The organism is Pantoea sp. 22096, assembly GCF_052045955.1.
Classification (GTDB): Bacteria; Pseudomonadota; Gammaproteobacteria; order Enterobacterales; family Enterobacteriaceae; genus Pantoea; species Pantoea alfalfae.
The window spans coordinates 1,646,419-1,669,746 of sequence record NZ_JBQEPW010000001.1; the positions used below are offsets into that span (position 1 = coordinate 1,646,419).

The following is a 23,328-nucleotide window of genomic DNA, read 5'->3' on the forward strand; positions in this document are numbered from 1 at the left end:
TTTATTATCAGGCGTTCAGTGCCCGGGTAATTTTTTCGTAGAGATCGCCAGAGAGTTTATCCAGTTCCAGCAGTTGCTCCAGCGCCTGACGCATCATCGCCTGACGGCCTTCGTCATAACGTTTCAGACGAATCAGCGGCTCCACCATTCGTGCCGCAACCTGCGGATTGCGGGTGTTCAGATCGGTGAGCATCTCCACCAGGAACTTATAACCGCTGCCATCTTTAGCATGGAATGCGGCCGGGTTAGCCGAGGCAAAAGCCCCCACCAGCGAGCGAACGCGGTTTGGATTACTCATGGTGAAAGAGCGATGATTCAGCAGCTGACGCACGTTGCGCATCACGTTGGCAGCCGGGCTGGTCGCCTGCAGCACAAACCATTTATCCATCACCAGACCGTCCTGATGCCAGCGCTCATCGTAAGCTGCCAGCAGCGCATCACGGCACGGTAACTGTGCCGCAACAGCAGCGGAAAGCGCCGCCAGCGCATCGGTCATGTTGGTCGCCTGGTGATACTGCGTCTGCACCAGTTTATCCGCCAGCTGCGCATCGCTGAAGGCAAGATAGGTCAGGCAGATATTTTTCAGGCTGCGCTGACCAATCGCGTCATGCTCCACGCGATATTCAGGCTGCTGATTGGCGTTGTAGATCGCAAAGAACTCATCGGCCAGTTCGCGTGCCAGTGTGCGTTGCAGGGCATCACGCACCAGCGCAATCGCCTGCGGATCGATAGTGTCAAACAGCTCGGCAATCTCATTTTCTGACGGCAGCGTCAGGATCAGCGCGGTCAGGGCCGGGTCACAGTCGGTATCGAGCAGCACCGCGCGGAAAGCATCGGCAACATGCAGCGGCAGCGACAGATGCTGGCCCTGCTGATAGCGGGCGACATTCAGACGGATATAGGTCGCCAGCAGGCTCTGAGCCGCATCCCAGCGGGAGAAGTCATTGCGTGCATGACGCATCAGGAAGGTGAGCTGAGCATCACTCCATTTGTAATCGAGCTTCACCGGGGCGGAGAATTCACGCAGTAGCGACGGCACCGGCTGGAAGTAGACATTATCGAAAATAAAGGTCTGGAACTCTTCGGTGACATTGAGCACATGATGCACCGGATGGCCGTTATTCTGCAGCGGGATCACCTTGCCTTCACCGTCATATAGCTCGATATCCAGCGGGATATGCAGCGGCAGCTTCTCTTTCTGATCGGCAGTTGCAGGGGTGTGCTGCGTGACGTGCAGCGTATACTGCTCCAGCTCCGGGTTGTAATCATCGCGCACCGTCAATACCGGCGTACCGGACTGGCTGTACCAGCGGCGGAACTGCGACAGATCGATATTTGAGGCATCTTCCATCGCCTGAACAAAGTCATCACAGGTGGCGGCGCTGCCGTCATGGCGATCAAAATAGAGCTTCATGCCCTTCTGGAAATTCTCTTCACCCAGCAGGGTGTGCATCATACGGATGACCTCTGACCCTTTTTCATACACCGTCAGGGTATAGAAGTTGTTCATCTCAATGACCTGATCCGGACGGATCGGGTGTGCCATCGGGCTGGCATCTTCGGCGAACTGCGCGCCGCGTACGATACGCACGTTATCGATGCGGTTCACCGCACGTGAACCCAGATCGGAGCTGAACTCCTGATCGCGGAAGACGGTCAGCCCCTCTTTCAGGCTGAGCTGGAACCAGTCGCGGCAGGTCACGCGGTTACCGGTCCAGTTGTGGAAATATTCGTGACCGATAACCGCCTCAATGCCGAGGTAATCTTTGTCCGTCGCCGTTTCCGCTTTCGCCAGCACATATTTGGCGTTGAAGACGTTAAGGCCTTTGTTCTCCATGGCGCCCATGTTGAAGAAGTCCACTGCGACAATCATAAAGATGTCGAGGTCATACTCCAGGCCGAAACGCTCTTCATCCCACTTCATACTATTTTTCAGCGAGGTCATCGCCCAGTCGGCACGATCGAGGTTACCGCGATCGACGAAGATCTCCAGCGCCACATCACGGCCTGAACGGGTGGTGAAGCTGTCGCGCAGCACGTCGAAATCGCCCGCCACCAGCGCAAACAGGTAGCACGGTTTCGGGAACGGATCCTGCCACTTCACCCAGCTGCGACCCTGCTCATCCCGGCCGCTGTCAATCCGGTTACCGTTGGAGAGCAGGAATGGATAACGCTCACCATTGGCATAAATGGTGGTGGTAAAACGTGCCAGCACATCAGGGCGATCGAGATACCAGGTAATATGACGGAAGCCTTCAGCCTCACATTGGGTGCAGAGCGCCTCGCCCGATTTGTACAGCCCTTCCAGCGCGGTGTTCTGATCCGGATGAATATCATTGATGATTTTCAGGGTGAAGCTGTCCGGCAGCTGGCTGATGACCAGTGCGCCCTCTTCTTCACGGAAGGCCGTCCAGGCTTGCCCGTCGACCTCCAGCGCAATCAGCGTTAACGCTTCGCCGTCCAGTCGCAGCTCAGCCTGGCTGTCGCCCACGCGTTTAACCTGGCTGATGGCCGTTACACGGGTCGTCGACGCATCCAGTTCAAAAGTTAAATCGATATCGGTGATGGTGTAATCGGGTGCACGGTAGTCGTGGCGATACTTGATTTGGGGCTGTTGCGTCATATTGCGTCTCGCGTTGTTATAAGTTTACCGGCAAAGTCTAAGCTTGTTACTACAAGCTTGCCACGCACAATGCACCTAAAGGGTGAAATGGCTACACTTTGTTAACAAAGGCACAGATTGGCCTCGACCCGCCCGACTGAAATATGCTGTGATCGGCTTCAGATAGTGAATTATACTTTTGCGTCTTTATGACTGTGTACAACACCGGGCACTGCGCCACCGAACAGGATGCTGAAACGCGCCATGACAGGACATGCTTCCCCGATACTGACCTCCCTGCTGGATACGGACGCCTATAAACTCCATATGCAGCAGGCCGTTTTCCACCGCTATCATGACGTAACGGTGGCGGCGGAGTTTCGCTGCCGCGGCGACGAACTACTGGGTCTCTACGCTGACGAAATTCGTGACGCGATTACTGCCATGCAACACCTGGCGCTGACTGATGATGAAGCGACCTGGTTATCCCGCCTGCCCTTCTTCCGGCAGGATTATCTCAGCTGGTTGCGCCAGTTCCGCTATAACCCGGAGCAGGTTGAGGTGCGCAATCACCATGGCAAACTGGAACTTCGTATCCAGGGGCCGTGGCGGGAGGTGATCATGTGGGAGGTGCCGCTACTGGCGCTGATCAGTGAGATTGTGCATCGACATCGCACGCCGCAGGTCACCACTCAGCAGGCGATCGACCATTTGCATCAGAAACTCGGCGACTTTAAGACGCAGGTAGCGGATCTGGATATGTCGCGCTTCCGCCTGATGGATTTCGGCACCCGTCGCCGCTATTCGCAGGATGTGCAGCAGGCGATTGTCTCCACACTGAAACAGGATTTTCCGTGGCTGATTGGCACCAGTAATTATGATCTGGCGCGCCGTCTGTCTCTGACGCCGGTCGGTACTCAGGCGCATGAGTGGTTCCAGGCCTTCCAGCAAATCAGCCCGGTTCTCGCCAACAGTCAGCGTGCTGCGCTGCAGGCCTGGCTGGACGAGTATGACGATCAGCTGGGTATCGCGCTGACCGATTGCATCGCGATGGATGCGTTCCTGCGCGATTTCGGTCCGATGTTTGCCCGCCGCTACCAGGGGCTGCGTCACGACTCCGGCGATCCGGTTGAATGGGGCGAGAAAGCACTGGCTCATTATCAGAAGCTGGGTATCGATCCGCAAAGTAAACATCTGGTCTTTTCTGACAACTTAAATCTCGACAAAGCGCTGGCGCTTTATCGCCACTTTGGTCAGCGGACGAATGTCGTGTTCGGCATCGGTACCCGCCTGACCTGCGATATTCCGGGCGTAACGCCACTGAACATCGTTATCAAGCTGGTGCAGTGCAACGGCAAGCCAGTAGCGAAACTTTCAGACAGCCCGGGCAAAACCATCTGCCAGGATAAGGCTTTTGTCAAAGCGCTGCGAAAAGCCTTTGATCTGCCGCTGGTGAAAAAAGCGAGTTAAACCTCTTCTTATCGGGGCGTTGATGCGCCCCGCCTCTGCTGTAATAAATCCGCTTTCCCCCTGAATTTTGCTTGTTTCCTGAAGACTCACAAGTAACATAGCAAAACCCCGGATGGGGCAACTTTTAACTCACTTCTTCTATATAGAGAGATATTTATGAGCGTAGTGCCTGTAGCGGACGTACTGCACGGTCGCGTCGCGGTTGACAGTGAAGTCACCGTACGTGGTTGGGTGCGTACCCGAAGAGATTCCAAAGCCGGTCTTTCCTTCATCGCTGTCTATGACGGCTCCTGCTTTAATCCCGTTCAGGCTGTCGTCAATAATTCTCTGAATAATTATCAGGATGAAGTGCTGCGTCTGACCACGGGCTGTTCCGTCATCGTGACCGGTAAAGTGGTGGCGTCGCCGGGTCAGGGCCAGGCGTTTGAAATTCAGGCGACCAGCCTGGAAGTCGTCGGCTGGGTAGAAGATCCGGACAGCTACCCGATGGCGGCGAAGCGTCACAGCATCGAGTATCTGCGCGAAGTGGCACACCTGCGTCCACGCACTAACCTGATTGGCGCGGTCGCCCGCGTTCGCCATACTCTGGCGCAGGCGCTGCATCGCTTCTTCCATGAAAATGGCTATTTCTGGGTTTCCACTCCGCTGATCACTGCATCCGATACCGAAGGTGCTGGCGAAATGTTCCGTGTCTCGACGCTGGATATGGAAAACCTGCCGCGTAATGATCAGGGCAAAGTCGACTTCAGCGAAGATTTCTTTGGCAAAGAAGCCTTCCTGACTGTTTCCGGTCAGCTGAACGGCGAAACCTATGCCAGCGCCCTGTCGAAGATCTACACCTTCGGCCCGACGTTCCGCGCAGAGAATTCCAACACCAGCCGCCATCTGGCGGAATTCTGGATGCTGGAGCCGGAAATCGCCTTTGCCTCACTGGATGATGCGGCTGCACTGGCCGAAGCAATGCTGAAGTATGTCTTCAACGCGGTGCTGGAAGAGCGTGCCGATGACATGGCGTTCTTCGCTGAGCGCGTGGATAAAGATGCCGTTGAGCGTCTTCAGCGTTTCATTACCACCGATTTTGCCCAGGTCGACTACACCGACGCGGTTGAGATCCTGATGAACTGCGGTCAGACCTTCGAAAACCCGGTTTCCTGGGGTATCGATCTCTCCTCAGAGCATGAGCGTTACCTGGCCGAGAAACACTTTAAAGCGCCGGTGGTGGTGAAAAACTATCCGAAAGACATTAAAGCGTTCTATATGCGCCTGAACGAGGATGGCAAAACCGTGGCGGCGATGGATGTTCTGGCGCCAGGCATTGGTGAGATCATCGGCGGTTCACAGCGTGAAGAGCGTCTGGATGTCCTGGATGCGCGTCTGGAAGAGATGGGTCTGAATAAAGAAGATTACTGGTGGTATCGTGACCTGCGTCGCTACGGTACTGTGCCACATTCAGGTTTCGGACTGGGCTTTGAACGTTTAATCGCCTATGTGACTGGCGTGCAAAATGTCAGGGACGTTATCCCCTTCCCGCGCACGCCACGCAATGCAAGTTTCTAAAATTCAGCATTAAATATAAGAAATTCATATATATAAAGAGGTCGGCACTGCCGGCCTTTTTTTATTTTTGTAAATTTTGAGTTCTCTCACAAAGTTCCGTATTTTTTACATTTTGTAATACATATTTTCTTACTGAAACAAGATTACGAGTTTAGTAGCATTTAAGCGCTAGAATTACGGCGGGTGGGATGGAAAGATGCGTGCAGACACAGGAAGACACCAAACTTCGCTCAGGGTTCTGTAAAGATTTCCTGACGGCAGTGGCAGGTGTACAAATAACTCCAATGAGGGTAATGAATAATGATGAAGCGCAATATTCTTGCAGTGGTTATCCCTGCTCTGTTAGCCGCCGGCGCAGCAAACGCTGCAGAAATCTATAACAAAGACGGCAACAAACTGGACCTGTACGGTAAAGCAGTCGGCCTGCACTACTTCTCTGATAACGATGGCAGCGATGGCGACAAGTCATACGTTCGTTTCGGCTTCAAAGGTGAAACTCAGATTAATGACCAACTGACCGGTTACGGCCAGTGGGAATACAACATTCAGGCTAACAACTCTGAAGGTTCCGACGCACAGAATAACAACAAAACCCGTCTGGGCTTTGCGGGTCTGAAATTCGGTGATGCTGGCTCAATCGACTACGGCCGTAACTACGGTGTGGTTTACGATGCAATCGGCTGGACCGATATGCTGCCAGAGTTCGGTGGCGACTCAGGATACTCAGATAACTTCATGAACGGTCGTAGCACCGGCCTGCTGACCTACCGCAACACCAACTTCTTTGGTCTGGTAGATGGCTGGGACTTCGCAGTTCAGTATCAGGGCAAAAACGAGCGTAGTGACATTCGTCGTGCTAACGGCGACGGCTGGGGTCTCTCAACCTCTTACGTTTCACCAATCGGCGTAGGTGTTGTTGGTGCTTATAGCAGCAGCGATCGTACTGATGCACAGGCAGCCGGTGTTGCTGCTAACGGTACAGTTGTTGGTCAGGGCAAACGCGCTGAAAACTGGGCAACTGGTCTGAAATATGATGCGAACAATGTTTACCTGGCTGCTTACTACGGTGAAACCCGTAACTCAACGCCATTTGACTTAACAATTGCTCCTGGCACCACCACCACTGCATTCGCTAACAAGGCTCAGAACATTGAATTGGTTGCACAGTACCAGTTCGACTTCGGCCTGCGTCCTTCCGTTGCTTACGTGCAGTCTAAAGGCAAGGACATTGAAGGCGTGGGCGATGCTGACCTGGTTAAATACATCGACGTTGGCGCGACTTACTACTTCAACAAAAACATGTCTACCTATGTGGACTATCAGATCAACCAGCTGGATGACAACAACCGTCTGGGTCTGAACACAGACGACGTGGTTGGTGTTGGCCTGGTTTACCAGTTCTAATTCCGCTTTAAACATGTTGAAAAACGGGGCTACGGCCCCGTTTTTTATGACTGCTATTCCCAACAGGTGCGTTTTGCCCCGAGCCGTTACCCCGCTTTAATCACTACCTTTCTCCGTCGCGCAATCCACACTGCAAAATGTATGAATTTGTCTCGCAAACGGTTGGCATTTGTCTGGCCGGACGCTAACCTGAGAGCCCTCTTGCTAAAGTTCACGCTAATGGACCTGACACATGTTTGAATCGATCTCTGCTGCACCCGCCGATCCTATTCTTGGACTGGCCGATCTGTTTCGTGCTGATGACCGCCCTGAAAAAATCAATCTGGGTATCGGCGTTTATAAAGACGAAACCGGCAAGACCCCGGTACTGACCAGTGTTAAAAAAGCTGAGCAATACCTGCTGGAAAATGAAACCACCAAAAACTATCTCAGCATTGATGGGCTGGCGGATTTTGCCCGCTGCACGCAGGCCCTGCTGTTCGGCAACCAGAGTCCGCTAATCACCGCTGGCCGCGCCCGCACGGCTCAGACACCGGGTGGTACAGGTGCGCTACGCGTTGCAGCCGATTTCCTCGCCACGCAAACATCGGTGAAGCGGGTCTGGATAAGCAATCCAAGCTGGCCAAATCACAACAACGTGTTTAAGGCTGCCGGTCTTGAGGTCTGTGAATACCACTATTACGACCCGGCAAACCATACGCTGGATTTCGATGGCATGCTGGCGTCACTGAAACAGGTTCAGCCAGGCGACGTGGTGCTGTTCCACGGCTGCTGCCATAACCCGACCGGTATCGACCCGACCGCCGGGCAGTGGCAACAGCTGGCGCAGCTGTCACAGGCCAATGGCTGGCTGCCGTTGTTCGACTTCGCTTACCAGGGCTTTGCCCGTGGTCTGGATGAAGATGCAGAAGGCCTGCGCATATTTGCCGCCTCGCATCAGGAACTGATCGTCGCCAGCTCTTACTCCAAGAACTTCGGTCTGTATAACGAACGTGTTGGTGCCATCACGCTGGTTGCCGCCGATGCGAGCGTGGCAGATACCGCGTTCAGTCAGGTGAAGTACACCATTCGCGCGAACTACTCCAATCCGCCTGCACATGGTGCCGCCATCGTCGCCACCATTCTGGGCAATGATACCCTGCGTACCATCTGGGAGCAGGAGCTGTCGGACATGCGTCAGCGCATTCAGCGCATGCGTCAGCTCTTCGTAAATACTCTGGCGGAAAAAGGCGCACAGCGCGACTTCAGCTTTATTATTAAGCAGAACGGTATGTTCTCCTTCAGTGGCCTGACCAAAGACCAGGTGATTCGCCTGCGTGAAGAGTTTGGCGTCTACGCGGTGAACTCAGGGCGGGTGAATGTGGCGGGCATGACGCCAGACAATATGTCGGCGCTGTGCGAAGCGATTGTCGCGGTGCTGTAACGCTGTCGACGAAACAAAAATGGGCCTGCTGGCCCATTTTTTATTGCAGGAAAGGATTACTGATGCGTTCATGCCCCAGCGTAGAAATCGGGCCGTGACCGGGAAGAAAAGTCACATCATCGCCCAGCGGCAGTAATTTTGTGCGGATAGCCTCGATGAGCTGCTGATGATCGCCCTGTGGGAAGTCAGTACGCCCAACACCACCATTAAAAATCACGTCGCCTGAAATCAGTAATCGTCCTGACCGGTCAAAGAACACGACATGGCCAGGTGAATGTCCCGGGCAGTGCAGAACGTCCAGCGTGATCAGCCCGACCTGCACGCTCTCTCCCTCTTCCAGCCAGCGATCGGGGGTAAACGGCGCGCACTCGTCAAGTCCGAACATCCGGCTCTGAGTTGGCAGCGCTTCAAGCCAGAAGGCATCGCGCTTTTGCGGTCCGACAATCGGAATCTGATAAAATGCTGCCAGTTCAACAGCGGCCCCGACATGATCAAGGTGTCCATGTGTCAGCAGAATCTGAGCGGGTTTAAGTTTAAGCTGTTCCAGCGTTTGTTTGATCAGTCCGGCATCGCCGCCTGGGTCGACCAGTGCGGCTTCGCGAGTCGTGTCGCACCAGATAACTGAGCAGTTCTGGGCAAAAGCGGTAACAGGAATAATGTGGTAATTCATAACGCTCCATGACCGGCTCACGCAGCGTTGCCGGTGTCATTACCAGTGCCTGATCGGACCGGTATCAATATGTACAAAGTTACTGCGGGGATAATATCCTACACCACCCGCACGCAGAGATAACGCCGCTTTGCGTACATTCGCCAGCGAAACGCCTTCAATATGAAAATCCATCGCCTGGCCTTTGGTGTGATAGCTGTGTTTCGCGACTCCCGGACCGCTCTCACGTAACATGTTGTTCGTTGCCAGTGAACGATAGCCAGAAACCAGCTGTATCGGTTTACGCATACCCAGCAGCGCCTGCAGGCGAAAAATCTGGTCAAACAGATGTGGATCGATGCTTTTCACTTTGTTGGCGCGATAGTCACGGAAAAAATGATTTAATCGTGACAGCTCATCCTTGTCGTAACTCTTACCATTAAAAAACTCAGTTTTAAGGGTTTCACCGGTGTGAAGATTATTAAGCATCAATACACGCGGGCGAGACGTTGAAAGCGAGGCCCTTGCAGAAGCTGGCAATAATGCCAGTCCGGCGGCGGCACTACCGCACAGCAGTAGTTTGCGACGAAAAGAATCAATAGTAGACATGTAACGGTTTACCTGAGAGTGGAGCCATAGAAATGTGCAAAAAGCGCACAGGCCGAACCATAACTTTCTCTCAGAGAAGCGTCAACCCATCTGCCATGAGTTTGCGAGGCGATCCTCTGAGGGATCGCCATTTGATAAGATTTTTCTTTAATAAGGATTTGCGGGGAACGATTTAAAATCAATTACTAGAGCAGTAATTGCTCGGCCCGACTCAGAGCCTGACTGCCCGAACGGGCGGTGTCATCATAATTGTAAATATCTGTGCGGAACTGCGGTTTGCCATCATCAGCGACCCACGCCGTCAGATAATAGAGATTGACCGGAATGCGGTGGCGAATCGGCACATAGCGGGTGTCACCCTCTTTCAACGTACTGGAAATTCGGGAGTCGTTCCAGCCCGCATCCTGCAGCAATAAGCCTGCCAGCTCAGACGCTTTGTTCACCCGCACACAACCTGAACTGAGCGCACGGATATCACGCTGGAACAGGTTATGATTTGGCGTGTCATGCAGGTAGATCGCATCTGAACTCGGCATATTAAATTTATACCGGCCCAGCGCATTCGCCACGCCCGGGGCCTGAATCAATCGGTAAGGGAACGATGAGGCGGTGACCATGCGCCAGTCGATCATGCTGGGATCAATTACTTCAGCATCTGCGCTCCAGCCTGACAGCAGGGTATACCCATGCTTATAAAGATAGGTTGGATCCTGCTTCACCTTTGGAATGATGTCTTTACGCACCAGGGTTGTCGGCACATTCCACGGCGGGTTAAGCACGACATTATTCAGCGCACTGCGCATAAGTGGCGTTTTACGATCGGGACGACCGACGATAACGCGCGATGAAAGAATTTTGTTGCCGTTGTTGTAATAGATCAGCGAATAGTTGGCGATGTTCACCATGATGCCGTTGTGCATATCGTCCGGCAGCAGACGCAGGCGCTGAATATTCAGCGCCAGCAGAGAAGCACGCATCTGCGGAGAGACGTTAAGCCACTGCCGTGTTCTGGCACCGATAGCGCCATCGCCATCCAGTCCCTGCCAATGCTGGAAACGCTTCACACCGGCCACCAGCGTCTCGTCATAGACATTGGCGGTATTCCCTTCCAGCGTCTGACCCTGGACATTACCCGGTGACTGCGGTGATGGCGTAAGCAGATTAGTGACTGGCGTAGCGGAAGGACTCACCGCGACAGGCTGGTCGCTGTGCGTCACCGGCGACGGCGCGACAGGCACCGCATCGTCATCCGGTGCGGGCGCGTTAACCTGTGCCGTTAACATGCCGCTGCGCTGCAAAATTTCACGCAGGGCTGGAACGTCATCACTGACCTGGCCGGGACGCAGGGTTTCACTGCTTTTCAGTTGTGGCCAGGGCTGCTTATCGCTGAGCAACGTTTTCAGCGCGGCGTGCATAGGCTGATACTGTGGGTGCTGCGGCTGTAATGAGGCAATAAACGTGTTATCAGAACCCGCATTGACCGCGTTCTGCCACTGATTCACGACCGCGATCGACGGCTGTGTCAGCCTGTAAGGAACGTTGCTGTAGAGCCACGTTTCACCCTGTGTCGGCACATTTGAAACAAACTGCAGATAACCCAGCATTGCATCGGAGAGCGCGACATCGCGGGCAAAGCCGGTAATAGCCGGATTCGTCAGACGCTCAATCCAGCGCGTGAACTGTGGCTGAACACCTGAAAGCGCCACTTCAGCCAGCTGCTGCTGAAATTTTTGCACCGCCTGAGCATCCTGCCAGAGCGGCTGCATATGGCGGGATGCATAGAGCGTCGCCAGCGGTGCCAGATAAAACGGCTGATCGGCGCTGGAAAACGCCTGCCGGATGCGTTGCTGACTTTCGGAAACGGAGATAGCCGCCTGCGTTGTCCCGGGCAAAGCGGCGATGACAGCGGCCTGCGGTAGCGTAAATGGAACAACGGTTAGCGCCAGCGCTAACAATGATAGAACGCGATGATGATTTAATTTTTTTACCAGCAACATCCCTGCCCCCTTGTTTTTCAACTTCGCAGTGTTCCCTGTATCCACTGCGACCGCGCCGTGACTCATCATGTGAGTATACAAACAAAAACGGCATTTGCCTCATGCGACAAATGCCGTAACCAGATTAACGAATGGTTCAGTTTTTGACTACGTTTCCGCCTGCGAATTTTCAGCGGTTAAATCGGGCAGCGCATCTGCGTCACTTCCCGCACGCACCGGCGAAGGATCGGCAGCAAAACCCCGCAGACCGACCACATGCACATGCTCGGTGTTATTAAACACCTTACGTACCAGTTTGTAGGTCGTGCCTTTCTCCGGGCTGATATTCTCCGGCGCGGCAATCACTAACTGCATCTCCAGTCGCTCACAGAGTTCAAACAGTGTGGCGATGGAGCGTGCATCCAGACGTGCTGCTTCATCAAGGAACAGCAGTCGGCATGGCGAAATATCTTTGCCGCGCAGACGACGGGACTCCTCTTCCCAGCTCTGTACCACCATCACCAGAATGGACATACCGGTACCGATCGCCTCACCCGTTGAGAGCGCACCGCTTTCTGCACGCAGCCAGCCATCGGAACCCCGGTTCACTTCCACTTCCATCTCCAGATAGTTGCGGTAGTCGAGCAGCTCCTCACCGATGGTCTGCGGCGTCCGCTGACCCATGTCGATATGCGGGTTAAGTCGCTGATAGAGCTTCGCCAGTGCCTCAGAGAAGGTCAGGCGGTTGCTGTTGAACAGATCCTGATGCTGCTCATGCTCTTCTGACAGCGTATCCAGCAGCATAGCGTGGGTTTCACGGACGTTCACGTTAAGCCGCACGCTGCGGACCTGACCAAAGCTGACAGTCTGCAAACCCTGGTTGAGCTGGCGGATGCGGTTCTGTTCACGCTGGATCGTCTTGCGGATGATGTTCGCCGCACTGCGTGAACTGATCGCCAGCATCTGCTCACGCGCGGTCAGCTCTTCGGTCAGACGGTTCAGTTCGATTTCCATCTGCTCAATCGCTTCGACCGGATCGTCGGTACGAATAATATCCTGACGGATACGCTCGCGCAGATGCTGATAGACCGCAATAAAGAACTGAATCTTACGCTCAGGACGTTTTGGATCTTCCGACAGCCGCAGTACGTCGCGCAGATGTTCGTTGTCCGACACCGCCAGACGCAATGCACCCAGCGCTTTATCCGACATCGAGCGCAGCTCATCGCCGCTCAGGTAAGCCAGTTCACGACGATGCAGGCGACGCTCAACGCCATTCTCTTTCACCAGACGCAGGACGGTACACCAGCCCGCTTTTGCACTGACCACCTGCTCACGCACCTGATGATACTGACGCTCCAGCTGACGCAGGCGCTTCTGCAGATTATCCATCTCCGCTTCACAGAAGGTAAGCTGTTTCTCCAGCTGATTGCGGCGGGCGCGATTGTGGCTCAGTGCCGTGTAGAGCTCATCGCGGCGAACGCGCGCGCGTTCTTCTGCGCTGCTGTCAGCCTGGACGCCAATGTCCTGCATCTCCTGCTGCAACTCTTTCAGCATGTCGCGCTTGGCGTCATAAGCGCTTTTCAGCGAAGCCAGCACCTGCGCATATTGCGTCAGTTGCGCCTGATGTTCACGCAGGCGATCGCGGCTGCGGCTGCGTTCACCCTCAGCCTGCTCAAGACGCTGACGCAGCTTATCGCTAAGGTCATTGTTGCCGTTGAGCATGCTGGCGGAGTCGTCATAACTGAAGTGGGCGCGACGCTGCACCACCTCTGTCAGCGCAAAGGCCTGCTGACGCGCGTTGCGCTGCTGCTGCTGCGCCTGCTGATAATCTGCCTGTAACTGCTCGTGCTGTTCCGGATCGCTCTGCAATACGGCGAGGATCGGTTCCAGTTTCGCCAGCTTCGCGCCATGCTGATGCAGGAAGCGCGCCGCGTCCTGAGCCGCATCGACCTGCTCACGGATCTCTTCGCAGCGATCGCCCAGCGTGTCATCCAGCAGCAGGTTGACGCGTGGCAGCAGTCGGTTTAACTGCGATACGCCCTCTTTCGCCAGCTCATACTGCTGACGCTGCTGCTGATTATTGCTCTCATGCTGATTCAGCGCCCGCTCCAGTTCACCCCGACGCGCGCCCAGCTGACGGATCTGCGCTTCCGGGTCGGCGTCAAAGGCAACGGCCAGATGCGTGCCGATAAAGCGGCTGAATGACTGATGCAGACGCTGCGTTTTCTGCACATCGAACGACAACGTGGCGTAACGCTCAGCCAGTTTGTCGCGCTCAAGGTGCAGCAGCTCCAGCTGATTTTCGCGCGCTGCGCGGCCAAACAGCGGGATTTTCGGGAAGCGGGAGTAGCGCCACTGACGCTCTGCCACTTTCACCACAACGGCATTCTGCAGCTCATCAACGCTGAAGACACTGTCATCGAATGACTGCGGGTCACCCTCGATCAGGTAGAGATCTTCCGGGCACTCCTCCAGACCATCCAGCATCTCACGCACGCGGGAGAGATCCGGCACCACGATTGCATGACGTGACGGACCATAGAGCGCCGAGAAGTACGGCGCATCATCCAGGGTCACATCATCATAAATCTCAGAGAGTAATACGCCGCCAAAGCGTTCCGCCAGCTGGGTCAGGCGCGCATCTTCCGCCCCGCCCGGCTGACTGAGCCGCTCAATCTGCTGCTCGATATCACGTTTGCGTGCCGCCACTTCGTCGCGCTCGACGGTGGTTTCACGCTCGCGCTCCAGCAGTTGCTGCATAAATTCGGTAACGTCCTGGCTGCTGTTCAGCGCCTGACCGGTCTGTTCACTGAGCTGCGTCAGGATCTCCTGTGCCGCCAGCCAGTGTGGCGCACGGGCTGTCAGGCTGGTGATGCGTTCGCGCAGCTGTTCCAGCTCCTGACGCATCATCATGCGCTGCTCACCGGCGTCCGAGACGCTGCTGTTCAGCTGTTCGATCTGCGCTTCAAGCTCCTGCTGCAGGCCAGCCAGCGCATCGGCTTCGTAATGCTGTCCCTGACGCTTGCAGAATTCGGCCAGCAGTCGCTCCGCCTCATGCTGCTCACGCAGACGCTGTTCCAGCTCATTGAGCCGCAGACGCAGCGACGAGAGCTGTTCGGCGTGATGACGCTGATTGCTGGCATCACGCAACAGTTCGCGGCCGGTCTGCCAGGCATCCTGACGGGTCACATCACCGGCAATGCTGGTCACCAGCGCCAGCGCCTGTTCAAACTGGCTGTGCGCGGCTTCGGCCACGCTCAGCTTCTGCTCCAGGCGCAGCAGGCGTTCTGTCGCTTCTTCCTCTTTAGCCTGGAAGCTCTCCTGCCATTCTGCCGCGTTATCGATAGTCAGATCGGGCAGCTGGCACAGCGTGCGGGCGCGTTCCAGCGCCTGCAAGGCCTGCTGATACTGGATGGCGCGCGTTTGCTGAACGTCGAGTGCCTGCTGGAAATCGGCCAGCTGACTTTTCAGTTCATCCACTTCCAGCTCAGCCGCTTCAGCACGCGCTTCATTCTCTTCCTGAATTTCGCGCGCTTCGGCAACCACTTCGGTCTGCTCTTCCAGCCGCAGCGTCAGATCTTCGATATCCGCATCGTAGCGCTCAATCTTCTCCTGCTGCCGCATCGCCGTCTGCACCAGGTTCAGGTGATCGCTGGCGGCCTGATAATCGACTTCAAGATCGTTTTCTGCACCACTGTGCTCTGACAGCTCGCGCGCCATCTCCACGTGACGATACTGCTCGGTGGCGAGTTGCTTACGACTGCTGAACAGCTCATTGCGCAGCTGTAATGCGCTGTCGAGATGTCCACAGCGCTCATTGGCGTGACGCATATAGTCAGCCGACACGTAGCTGGTCGCCTCGGAGATGAGATGCTTAAAGAGGTCGCGGTCGGACTGGGTAACGCGGATTGCCTCCAGCGTCATGCGGTTCTCGCGCAGCGCAGCTTCCATATCCTGGAACGCTTTACGCACGCCGCTGTTTTCAGGCAGCAGGTAATCACGCAGCGATCGGGTGATGGCGCTGGAGATACCGCCATAGAGCGAGGCTTCAATCAGGCGATAGAACTTGCTGCGATCGCTGGCAGAGCGCAGACGACGCGGCACCACGCCCAGATCAAACAGCATAGCGTGATAATCCGTCACCGAGTTATAAGCGCGGAACTGCACGCCTTCCTGTGCCTCAACCCGTTCTTTTACCTCATTCAGCGGTAAGACGCGTGCCTGACGGCTGTTAAGCACTTCCGTCAGCATATCGGTCGGATTAGTGTCGGTTGGCAGACCGTGGATACTGAACGGCTTGATATCGACTTTTTTGTCGCGTCCGGCCACCTGTTGCAGACGGACACCGACCACCACACGCTGATGGCGTGAGTTCACTACGTCCAGCATTGAGTAGCAGACGCCGGCCCGCAATTTACCGTGCAGACCCTTATCACGGGATCCCGACGTCGCGCCCGCTTCTGTGGTGTTACGGAAGTGCAGCAGTGTTAAATCGGGGATCAGTGCGGTGACAAATGCCGCCATGGTGGTGGACTTACCCGCACCGTTACCGCCTGACAGTGTGGTCACTAGTTCATCAAGATCAAAGGTACGGGCAAAAAAACCGTTCCAGTTGATCAGCGTAAGCGAACGAAACTTTCCGCGCTCAATCATGCCTGTTCTTCCTCTGCGTTCTCACTGTCGCCTTCCTGCCCTTCACTTTCATCTGTGTCGATCGGTGCAGTCGCATTTTCCAGTAGCATGGCTTCGCCATCACGAATCAGGCGAAGCTGCGCTTCACGGGCATCATCACCGCCACGCACGTCGGCACCAAAGCGGAACACCGATTCCGTGATACGGAATTTGCTGCTGTCATTGCCGAAGAACCACACCATCCCAAGACGGCGCAGGCGGCTCAGAGAGGCGCGCACTTTCTCCTGCAGCTTGGTGCGATCCAGATCCGAACCGGTTGAACGCTGATTAACCAGCTTCAGCAGACGGTTCTCGTCGGCCAGCGAGAGCAGTTCGTCATACAGCTCCTGCTGGGTGAAGATTCCCTCATTAGCCAGGCGTTCCGGGCTGAGATAGAGGTAGCAGAGAATTTTCCCAACCATCATGTCCAGCTCAGAGAGCACAGAACGCGGAATCAGCGTGGTTGAACGCGGACGCAGATAGAAAAAGCCTTCCGGCGCACGAATTAACTCAACGTTATAGCGGGTGTAAAACTCTTCGAGAAATGACTGGTAGTCCATCAGAAAAGCGTGGTTATCCAGCTCTTCAATTCCGATATGGCGTCCGGCGCGTAACTGGCTGTCCAGCGCGGGAAAAATCGGGTTGGCCAGTGCCTGTGCCAGCTTAACCGGCATCACTTGTTCAATATTTGTCGATGACATGTGCCTGCACCTTGGCTCCGTAATCATTGATGGCTTGCCATTCCACAGGCAAACCGGCTAAATCAGCTTCCGCTACGCCAAGGCGTACCGCCTGGTCCACCACAATGCGCGCCAGGTCGAAATGGCGGGCACGTGGATACTGGGCCAGGTAGTCACGCATCACTGACGCGAGGTTGAGCGGTTTTTGTTGCGATTTGTAGACCTGCAGCGCTTCTTCAATCATCGCTGCCAGCTGTTCGCGAATTTCATTAATCTCTTCGTATTCCATCTCTGGCGGCAGTTCGCCCATCACTTCGTCATTCCGCAGCGTCAGCGCCTCATCGCGCATGTCATACAGGCGGTCGGCATTGGCGTAGGTCAGCGCCCAGGGCGCGTCGAAGTAGTTCTGTACCGATACCCGCAGGCGCTGGGCAAAGACGCGATTTTTATCCATGTCGATGGCGGTACGAATAAATTTATGAACGTGCCGGTCATAGCCGATCCACAGGTCAATCGCCTGCTGACCCCAGCTGGTAATACGGTCGAGCTTGCTTTGCAGGTCAAACACCAGTTTATCGACGAAGCCCAGGTCTGGGCTGTCCAGCGTGGCATCCTGAATACGCAGCAGGTTTTCCTGAAGTTTGTCGCCCGCCGCTTCCAGCGTATCCTGCAGTTCACGCAGTGTCCCGGAGGTTTCAGAGAGCAACATTTCACAGCTGGAGATCGCCGCGCGCCAGTCTTTATTCAGCAGTTCAGCGATATCGTTTTTCACCGCCTGCTGCTGTTCATCCATCAGACGCTGGGTCATATCGATGCTGTCGAAGATCTCCGCCACCGAATATTTCAGCGGCGCGAAAACATTGCGATGCCAGTGAAACTCATCACCGTTTTCCTGCGCGGCATCGGCTGCCCGCTTGAGCTCGCTGGCCACAATTGACAGCTGCATCGACAGGCGCAGCGTTGAAAACTCACGCTGACGGATGTAGTAGTCGGTGATGCCGATCGCCAGCGGCGTCAGGCGATAGATAGCGTTGCCTTCGGTGAGTTCACTGGTAAAGCGGTTGAGCAGACGCTGACGCACCATGTCGTTGATGGCGTTGTTGGCACGAACCAACACGGTTTCATGGGTTTGTTCAAAAGCTTTACTGACATGACGGAAAGCGTCAATCAGATCGCCTTCGCTCATTTCGCCATCCATCCGCTCACCGTTGAGGGTGGCGATAGCCAGCAAAAAGGCCAGACGTTCCACTGGCAGCGCAAGGGAAAAGTCATTTTTGCGCGCCCAGGAGACCAGTTCAGGTACCGTCTGGGAAAATTCACTCATAATTCGTCCTTCTGCCCCGGTTTACGCGCGGTCACATGGATGTAGCGCCCTAAGCTTAAAAAGGGTTCCTGACGGCAGTAACGCCGCTCCATCTCAATAATTTCGTCGTCGCTTTTTGGCTCGCCTTTCGGCGGTTTCATGTAGTCACTGAATACCCGGATCCCGGCACGCTGCTCAATCACAAAGCCACACGCCTCCAGCCAGCGATAGACCTGCTCTGGGTCGCGCGGATAGTCAGGCGACAGGGTTCGCTTTTTGCGTTTAGTCAGGTTGGTGCGCAGATAGCCGAAGTTACCCAGCGTTAAGGTGCGCAATGTCAGGCCGTGCAGATTGTAAAACATCAGCGACATGACGCCCCCCGGACGCAGCAGATCGAACAGCGCTTTGAGCACCTTCTCCGGTTCAGCGACCCACTCAAGCACAGCGTGGAACAATACCAGATCCACCGGCTTATCCAAATGTTCGCCCACCTGCTGCGCGCTAATTTGTCTGAATTGCATGTTGTGGCTCACACCCTGTGCCGCCGCATTTTCGGCGGCCCGGCGCAGCATCTCAGCAGAGAGGTCGCACAGCAGAACCTGATGGCCCTGTGCAGCCAGCCCGCTGGAGACCTGGCCGACACCGCCACCAGCATCCAGCACCGATAGCGGGTGCGGTGACAGGCCGGGCACTATCTTCTCCAGCTCATCCCGGAGGATGGCCTGGCGTATCTTCCCTTTGGTGGTGCCGTAAATATTTTGCGAAAATTTATCCGCGAGATCGTCAAAGTTACGATCCTGCATGGCATGCGCTCCGGTATGCTGCGGTGAGACTTGTGCTATTTTGTCACAGGCATCAGAAGAATGAACCTTTCATCCCCATCTTCCCTTCCGGGTGCTCTATTTTCGGACAACAGGACGCGTTTTCGATGTTATTTACCCTGAAAAAAGTGATTGGCGGGCTGCTTTTACCCTTGCCGTTTCTGCTTTTGCTGATGGCGCTGGGCATTTTACTGCTTTGGTTTACTGACTGGCAAAAAAGCGGCAAAACCGTGATCTCTGTCAGCTGGCTGTTATTGCTGCTGCTGAGCCTGCAACCGCTGGCGGATCGGCTGCTTTTGCCGCTGGATAACCGCTATCCGACCTGGAACGGTGCAGAGAAGGTGGACTACATTGTGGTGCTGGGCGGAGGCTATACCTTCAACCCGGCATGGGCACCCAGCTCAAACCTGCTGAATAACAGTCTGCCACGCGTGGCGGAAGGTATTCGTCAATGGCAACGCAATCCGCAGTCGACCCTGATTTTTACCGGCGCTGCCGGTGGCACCAATCCGAAGAGCAGCGCCTGGGTAGCCGCTCAGGTGGCAGAAAGTCTGGGCGTACCGCGCGAACACATTCAGATTCTTGACCAGCCTCGTGATACCGCGGATGAAGCGCAGGCGGTCAAAACGGTAGTAGGCGATCGCACGTTGCTGCTGGTCACCTCAGCGAATCATATGCCGCGGGCGATACGCTTTTTCCACGCGGTCGGTCTGAAGCCGATTGCTGCCCCTGCCAATCAGCTGGCGATTACCTCGCCGCTGAATGGCTGGGAACGCGCGATACCTTCATCGATCTGGCTGAGCCACAGCGAACGGGCAGTGTATGAAACGCTGGGCACGTTACTGCAGCGGCTTAAAGGTGAGAAACCCGACTCAGCCGAGCCAGGGAAGTAGTTGCGCACGGGCATGGTCAAAACGCGGGCGGTTGAACGTGCCGGTCTGCACGAGATGTTCGATGCAGTCCCACAGCTGATAAACCCACCGGCGCCAGACAAAGCCTTCAGAGACGGGTGCCCGTTGCAGGTAGTCGTGCAGCAGCGCTGTCTCAGCAGGTGAGGTATCCAGATGGATCAGGTCATATTCACGGGGCGCCCAGAGAATCGTGCCCGGCTGTGTCATCGCGACTAACTGGTCACTGCGGCTGTTTTTCAGCATGCTCTGCAGCCGCACGTTGCCGTGAACCATCACGCAGGGATCATCGAAGTCGCGGAAAAGATGCGCCAGACGTGACCGGCAGCGGAACAGAATCTGGCGATCTTCCAGCGTGAAGCCGGGTGGGCGCAGATAGCTGAGTGTCGACCACAATACCTCAACCCGTTGTGCATACCAGGCCGGCCAGCAATTCTGCTGCGTGCTGTCTACCGTTCCGACCAGACCGTGGCTGTCGAGCCGGTGCCAGGCCAGCAGACCCTCGACTGCCTGCTCGCAAAACTGTTGCCATCGCTGAGCATCCCGCGCAGGCGCCTCCGCCGTCACGCCATTCAGTCTCGCCATCAGAAGCGTTTCATGCACCGGCGGCTGCTGGCTCAGCACCAGACCATAGACCGCTGGCACAGGGATCAATCCGGCCTGCCCCAGTAATGCCAGCTTTCTGGCTTCCAGCGCTGCCCGCCCCTGATGACGAAAATATTTTGCCACCATCGGCATGGGGTGCCCCTGCCTATCGTACAGGGCATAGAGTCGGGTGGGCGGATGTTCACTGATTAATTCGAGGCGGCTGATGCTTTCACCCAGCGCCAGCGTGAGTTCTGATTTAAGCTGTTCCATGCGGCATCCTCCTCAGATGAGTATCATAATATCCTGAAGGAAGTACTGGCGATAAGTTTAGCGGCGGATCAATAACGTTGCGCTGAAACGGGGAGACTGACTCCCCGTATATCAGGCCTGCATGGCATTGCGGACGCGTTGCAAATCATCTGGCGTATCCACACCCACGCTGGGAATGGTTTTTGCTACGGCGACATGAATTTTTTCGCCGTACCATAAAACACGCAGTTGCTCGAGCAGCTCAATCTGTTCAAGAGGACAAGGTGCCCAGGCAACATAGCGGCGAATAAAACCGGCACGGTAGGCATAGATACCAATGTGACGAAGTAGCGTATCGCCAATCTGCTCGCGTGAGGCAGCATAGCGTTCCCGATCCCAGGGAATGGTGGCCCGTGAGAAATAGAGCGCATAGCCATTCGCATCCATGACCACCTTCACCGCGTTCGGATTAAAGGCTTCTTCCACATCGGTTATTGGCACCGCCAGCGTTGCCATCCCGGCCGCTGAGCCCGCCAGATTGGTCGCCACCTGGCGCACAATCTCTGCCGGGATCATCGGCTCATCACCCTGCACATTGACGATGATTTCGTCATCTGCAAACTGATATTTTTCGATCACTTCCGCCAGCCGCTCCGTGCCGGACTGGTGATCGACGCGGGTCATGCAGACTTCACCGCCTGCCGCCTCCACTGCTCTGGCGACGTCAGGATGATCGGTAGCAACAATGACCCGACTGGCACCCGATTCACGGGCGCGTTCCATCACATGCACCACCATCGGTTTACCGTGAATATCGAGCAGCGGCTTGCCGGGTAACCGGGTTGACGCATAGCGCGCAGGAATGATGGCAGTGAAACTCATGGATGAATCTCTTCAACTGACAGAGTACGGGCTTCGGTTTCCAGCAGCACCGGAATACCATCCCGAACCGGGAAGGCCAGGCCATCAGGCTTGCAGATCAGCTCCTGCTGAGCATTGTTGAAGTAAAGTTTGCCATTGCACACCGGGCAGGCAACGATTTCGAGTAAACGATGATCCATATGTCCTCCATCAGGAACCGAATGCTTAAGGCATCAAGCATACCATAGCGCAGCGCAGGCGGGATGGGGTAAAACGCCTTCCCGCAGCGGCTGCCGCAAAATTGATTAATCCAGCCGCCACTGGGCTGGCCAGTGATCGTTGAGTGCATCGGGTGCCTGCAGAATAGCGACGCTTTCTGCTCCCTGCCAGACCGCGAAGCGCTCAATTGCACGCCGGATATCCACCACAAAGCGCGCCGTGATGCGGGTCGTCTCTTCCAGCCAGAGTTTTTTAATCTCCAGCTGTTTTGCCTGACGCAGCATACGGGCATCGAGCCGTCCTTTTATCTGACCACGATGAAGGATGGGCAAAACGAAATAGCCAAATTTACGCTTCTCCTCGGGGGTGTAACACTCGATACGATAGTCAAAACTGAACAGCTCCCGCGCACGCTTGCGATCCCAGACTACCGGATCAAACGGGGACAGCAGCGCGCTGTGCGTCGCCTGCAGCGGTGTCTCCAGTAATGGCAGGTAGTCACGATGCAGCCACATCTCACCCAGCCCCTCTGTATCGACGGCGACCAGATCGCCCGCGGCCTGGGCATCAGCGATAAAGTCGTTCAGGGGTGCTCGTTTAAGGCGATAGTAGTCCGGCAGCCAGGCCGCGCGGAAAATCCCTAAGCTACGGGCGCTGTTCATCAGCATCTGTCGGGTGGCCTCGGCTTCGCTGATGCCATGCACCGCATCCTGCCAGTCGGGCATGACGCGGCTGCGCAGATCATAGACACGCTGAAAGTTACGGCGTTCCGCGACCATCAGCTCACCGGCGCTAAACAGATTTTCCAGATGGCGTTTGTGTGGTTTCCATGCCCACCAGCCCGACTTCGGGTTATCGGCATGGGTGAAATCGGCGGCGCGCACCGGGCCGTTTTGCTGAATCAGCTGCAGTAATTCGGTAATCGCCTGCTGGTGGTCAGCAACCCATTGCGCATTGTATTTCCAGCCCAGACGTTCAGGAGAGAGCATGCGATGACGAAGCAGTCTGTAATCGGCGCGGGGAATAAAGCAGGCTTCGTGCGCCCAGTACTCGAAGAGTTCGCCCTGGGCCAGCGCCTGTTCCAGCCATGCCTGAGGATAGTTCCCCAGGCGACTGAACAGCACCAGATAAGGACTGCGTGCCACCACATGAATGGTATCAATTTGCAGCAGTGACATGCGGGAGATGCAGCTAATCAGATCCTGATAAACCGCGCGTTTTGCCGGAGGGCGCAGCAGGCCCTGCGCGGCGAGATGAAGATGACGTGCTTGCTGTAACGAAAGTGAATGCGGGGTGTTCATCCTCTTCCTTATCAGGCTTCACCTGAATGGGTGC

At 55.6% G+C, this 23,328-nt stretch carries 17 protein-coding genes; 5 read left to right on the forward strand and 12 right to left on the reverse strand.

Going from position 1 to position 23,328, the window contains the following annotated elements:
* Window positions 1–7 precede the first annotated feature (7 nt).
* Complete coding sequence (gene pepN / locus ACTJKZ_RS07755; RefSeq protein WP_161735683.1) at window positions 8–2,623, reverse strand: aminopeptidase N; 2,616 nt, start codon at window positions 2,621–2,623, stop codon at window positions 8–10.
* A gap of 243 nt (window positions 2,624–2,866) precedes the next feature.
* Here pepN and pncB point away from each other — a divergent pair, with 243 nt between their 5' ends.
* From pncB to ACTJKZ_RS07775, 4 genes are all read left to right on the forward strand, one after another.
* The gene (pncB, locus tag ACTJKZ_RS07760; protein ID WP_222924260.1) at window positions 2,867–4,072 is read left to right on the forward strand and encodes a nicotinate phosphoribosyltransferase; all 1,206 of its coding nucleotides are present in this window, start codon (window positions 2,867–2,869) and stop codon (window positions 4,070–4,072) included.
* 156 nt (window positions 4,073–4,228) lie between these two features.
* Window positions 4,229–5,629, forward strand: coding sequence for an asparagine--tRNA ligase (gene asnS / locus ACTJKZ_RS07765; RefSeq protein ID WP_222924261.1), 1,401 nt, complete (start codon window positions 4,229–4,231; stop codon window positions 5,627–5,629).
* A gap of 300 nt (window positions 5,630–5,929) precedes the next feature.
* The gene (gene ompF / locus ACTJKZ_RS07770; RefSeq protein ID WP_304621843.1) at window positions 5,930–7,033 is read left to right on the forward strand and encodes a porin OmpF; all 1,104 of its coding nucleotides are present in this window, start codon (window positions 5,930–5,932) and stop codon (window positions 7,031–7,033) included.
* 232 nt (window positions 7,034–7,265) lie between these two features.
* Window positions 7,266–8,456: an amino acid aminotransferase gene (locus tag ACTJKZ_RS07775; RefSeq protein ID WP_161736084.1), complete on the forward strand. Its 1,191-nt coding sequence runs from the start codon at window positions 7,266–7,268 to the stop codon at window positions 8,454–8,456.
* A 40-nt stretch (window positions 8,457–8,496) separates the two neighbouring features.
* Here the strand turns inward: ACTJKZ_RS07775 and ACTJKZ_RS07780 are convergent, their stop codons facing one another.
* From ACTJKZ_RS07780 to cmoM, 7 genes are all read right to left on the reverse strand, one after another.
* Window positions 8,497–9,126 carry an MBL fold metallo-hydrolase gene (locus ACTJKZ_RS07780; protein ID WP_440829429.1) on the reverse strand — a complete coding sequence of 210 codons (630 nt, stop codon included), beginning with the start codon at window positions 9,124–9,126 and terminating at the stop codon, window positions 8,497–8,499.
* Window positions 9,127–9,165: 39 nt separating this feature from the next.
* Window positions 9,166–9,714 carry a YcbK family protein gene (locus ACTJKZ_RS07785; RefSeq protein ID WP_010254972.1) on the reverse strand — a complete coding sequence of 183 codons (549 nt, stop codon included), beginning with the start codon at window positions 9,712–9,714 and terminating at the stop codon, window positions 9,166–9,168.
* A 185-nt stretch (window positions 9,715–9,899) separates the two neighbouring features.
* Entirely contained in the window at window positions 9,900–11,711 is a 1,812-nt protein-coding gene (ldtD, locus tag ACTJKZ_RS07790) for a L,D-transpeptidase (RefSeq protein ID WP_222924263.1), read from the reverse strand.
* Window positions 11,712–11,858: 147 nt separating this feature from the next.
* Window positions 11,859–16,346, reverse strand: coding sequence for a chromosome partition protein MukB (gene mukB / locus ACTJKZ_RS07795; protein WP_440829430.1), 4,488 nt, complete (start codon window positions 16,344–16,346; stop codon window positions 11,859–11,861).
* Window positions 16,343–17,065, reverse strand: coding sequence for a chromosome partition protein MukE (mukE, locus tag ACTJKZ_RS07800; RefSeq protein ID WP_147788446.1), 723 nt, complete (start codon window positions 17,063–17,065; stop codon window positions 16,343–16,345). Before mukE ends, mukB begins: the two co-directional genes overlap by 4 nt.
* The gene (gene mukF / locus ACTJKZ_RS07805; protein WP_013357325.1) at window positions 17,046–18,368 is read right to left on the reverse strand and encodes a chromosome partition protein MukF; all 1,323 of its coding nucleotides are present in this window, start codon (window positions 18,366–18,368) and stop codon (window positions 17,046–17,048) included. Before mukF ends, mukE begins: the two co-directional genes overlap by 20 nt.
* Entirely contained in the window at window positions 18,365–19,150 is a 786-nt protein-coding gene (cmoM, locus tag ACTJKZ_RS07810; protein WP_013357324.1) for a tRNA uridine 5-oxyacetic acid(34) methyltransferase CmoM, read from the reverse strand. The genes mukF and cmoM overlap by 4 nt, the downstream gene beginning before the upstream one ends.
* Window positions 19,151–19,275: 125 nt before the next feature.
* Here cmoM and elyC point away from each other — a divergent pair, with 125 nt between their 5' ends.
* Window positions 19,276–20,061 carry an envelope biogenesis factor ElyC gene (gene elyC / locus ACTJKZ_RS07815; protein ID WP_161736089.1) on the forward strand — a complete coding sequence of 262 codons (786 nt, stop codon included), beginning with the start codon at window positions 19,276–19,278 and terminating at the stop codon, window positions 20,059–20,061.
* Here elyC and ACTJKZ_RS07820 read toward each other — a convergent pair.
* The 4 genes from ACTJKZ_RS07820 to ACTJKZ_RS07835 all read right to left on the reverse strand — a co-directional run bounded on the left by ACTJKZ_RS07820 (window position 20,041) and on the right by ACTJKZ_RS07835 (window position 23,294).
* Window positions 20,041–20,934 carry a phosphotransferase gene (locus tag ACTJKZ_RS07820; protein ID WP_285085963.1) on the reverse strand — a complete coding sequence of 298 codons (894 nt, stop codon included), beginning with the start codon at window positions 20,932–20,934 and terminating at the stop codon, window positions 20,041–20,043. The two genes, elyC and ACTJKZ_RS07820, sit on opposite strands and share 21 nt — an antisense overlap.
* A gap of 111 nt (window positions 20,935–21,045) precedes the next feature.
* A complete protein-coding gene (gene kdsB, locus ACTJKZ_RS07825; protein WP_161736091.1) occupies window positions 21,046–21,795 on the reverse strand; it encodes a 3-deoxy-manno-octulosonate cytidylyltransferase in 750 nt (249 codons plus the stop codon).
* Window positions 21,792–21,974, reverse strand: coding sequence for a Trm112 family protein (locus tag ACTJKZ_RS07830; protein ID WP_003849374.1), 183 nt, complete (start codon window positions 21,972–21,974; stop codon window positions 21,792–21,794). Before ACTJKZ_RS07830 ends, kdsB begins: the two co-directional genes overlap by 4 nt.
* Before the next feature lie 105 nt (window positions 21,975–22,079).
* Window positions 22,080–23,294: a winged helix-turn-helix domain-containing protein gene (locus ACTJKZ_RS07835; RefSeq protein WP_222924266.1), complete on the reverse strand. Its 1,215-nt coding sequence runs from the start codon at window positions 23,292–23,294 to the stop codon at window positions 22,080–22,082.
* Window positions 23,295–23,328 lie beyond the last annotated feature (34 nt).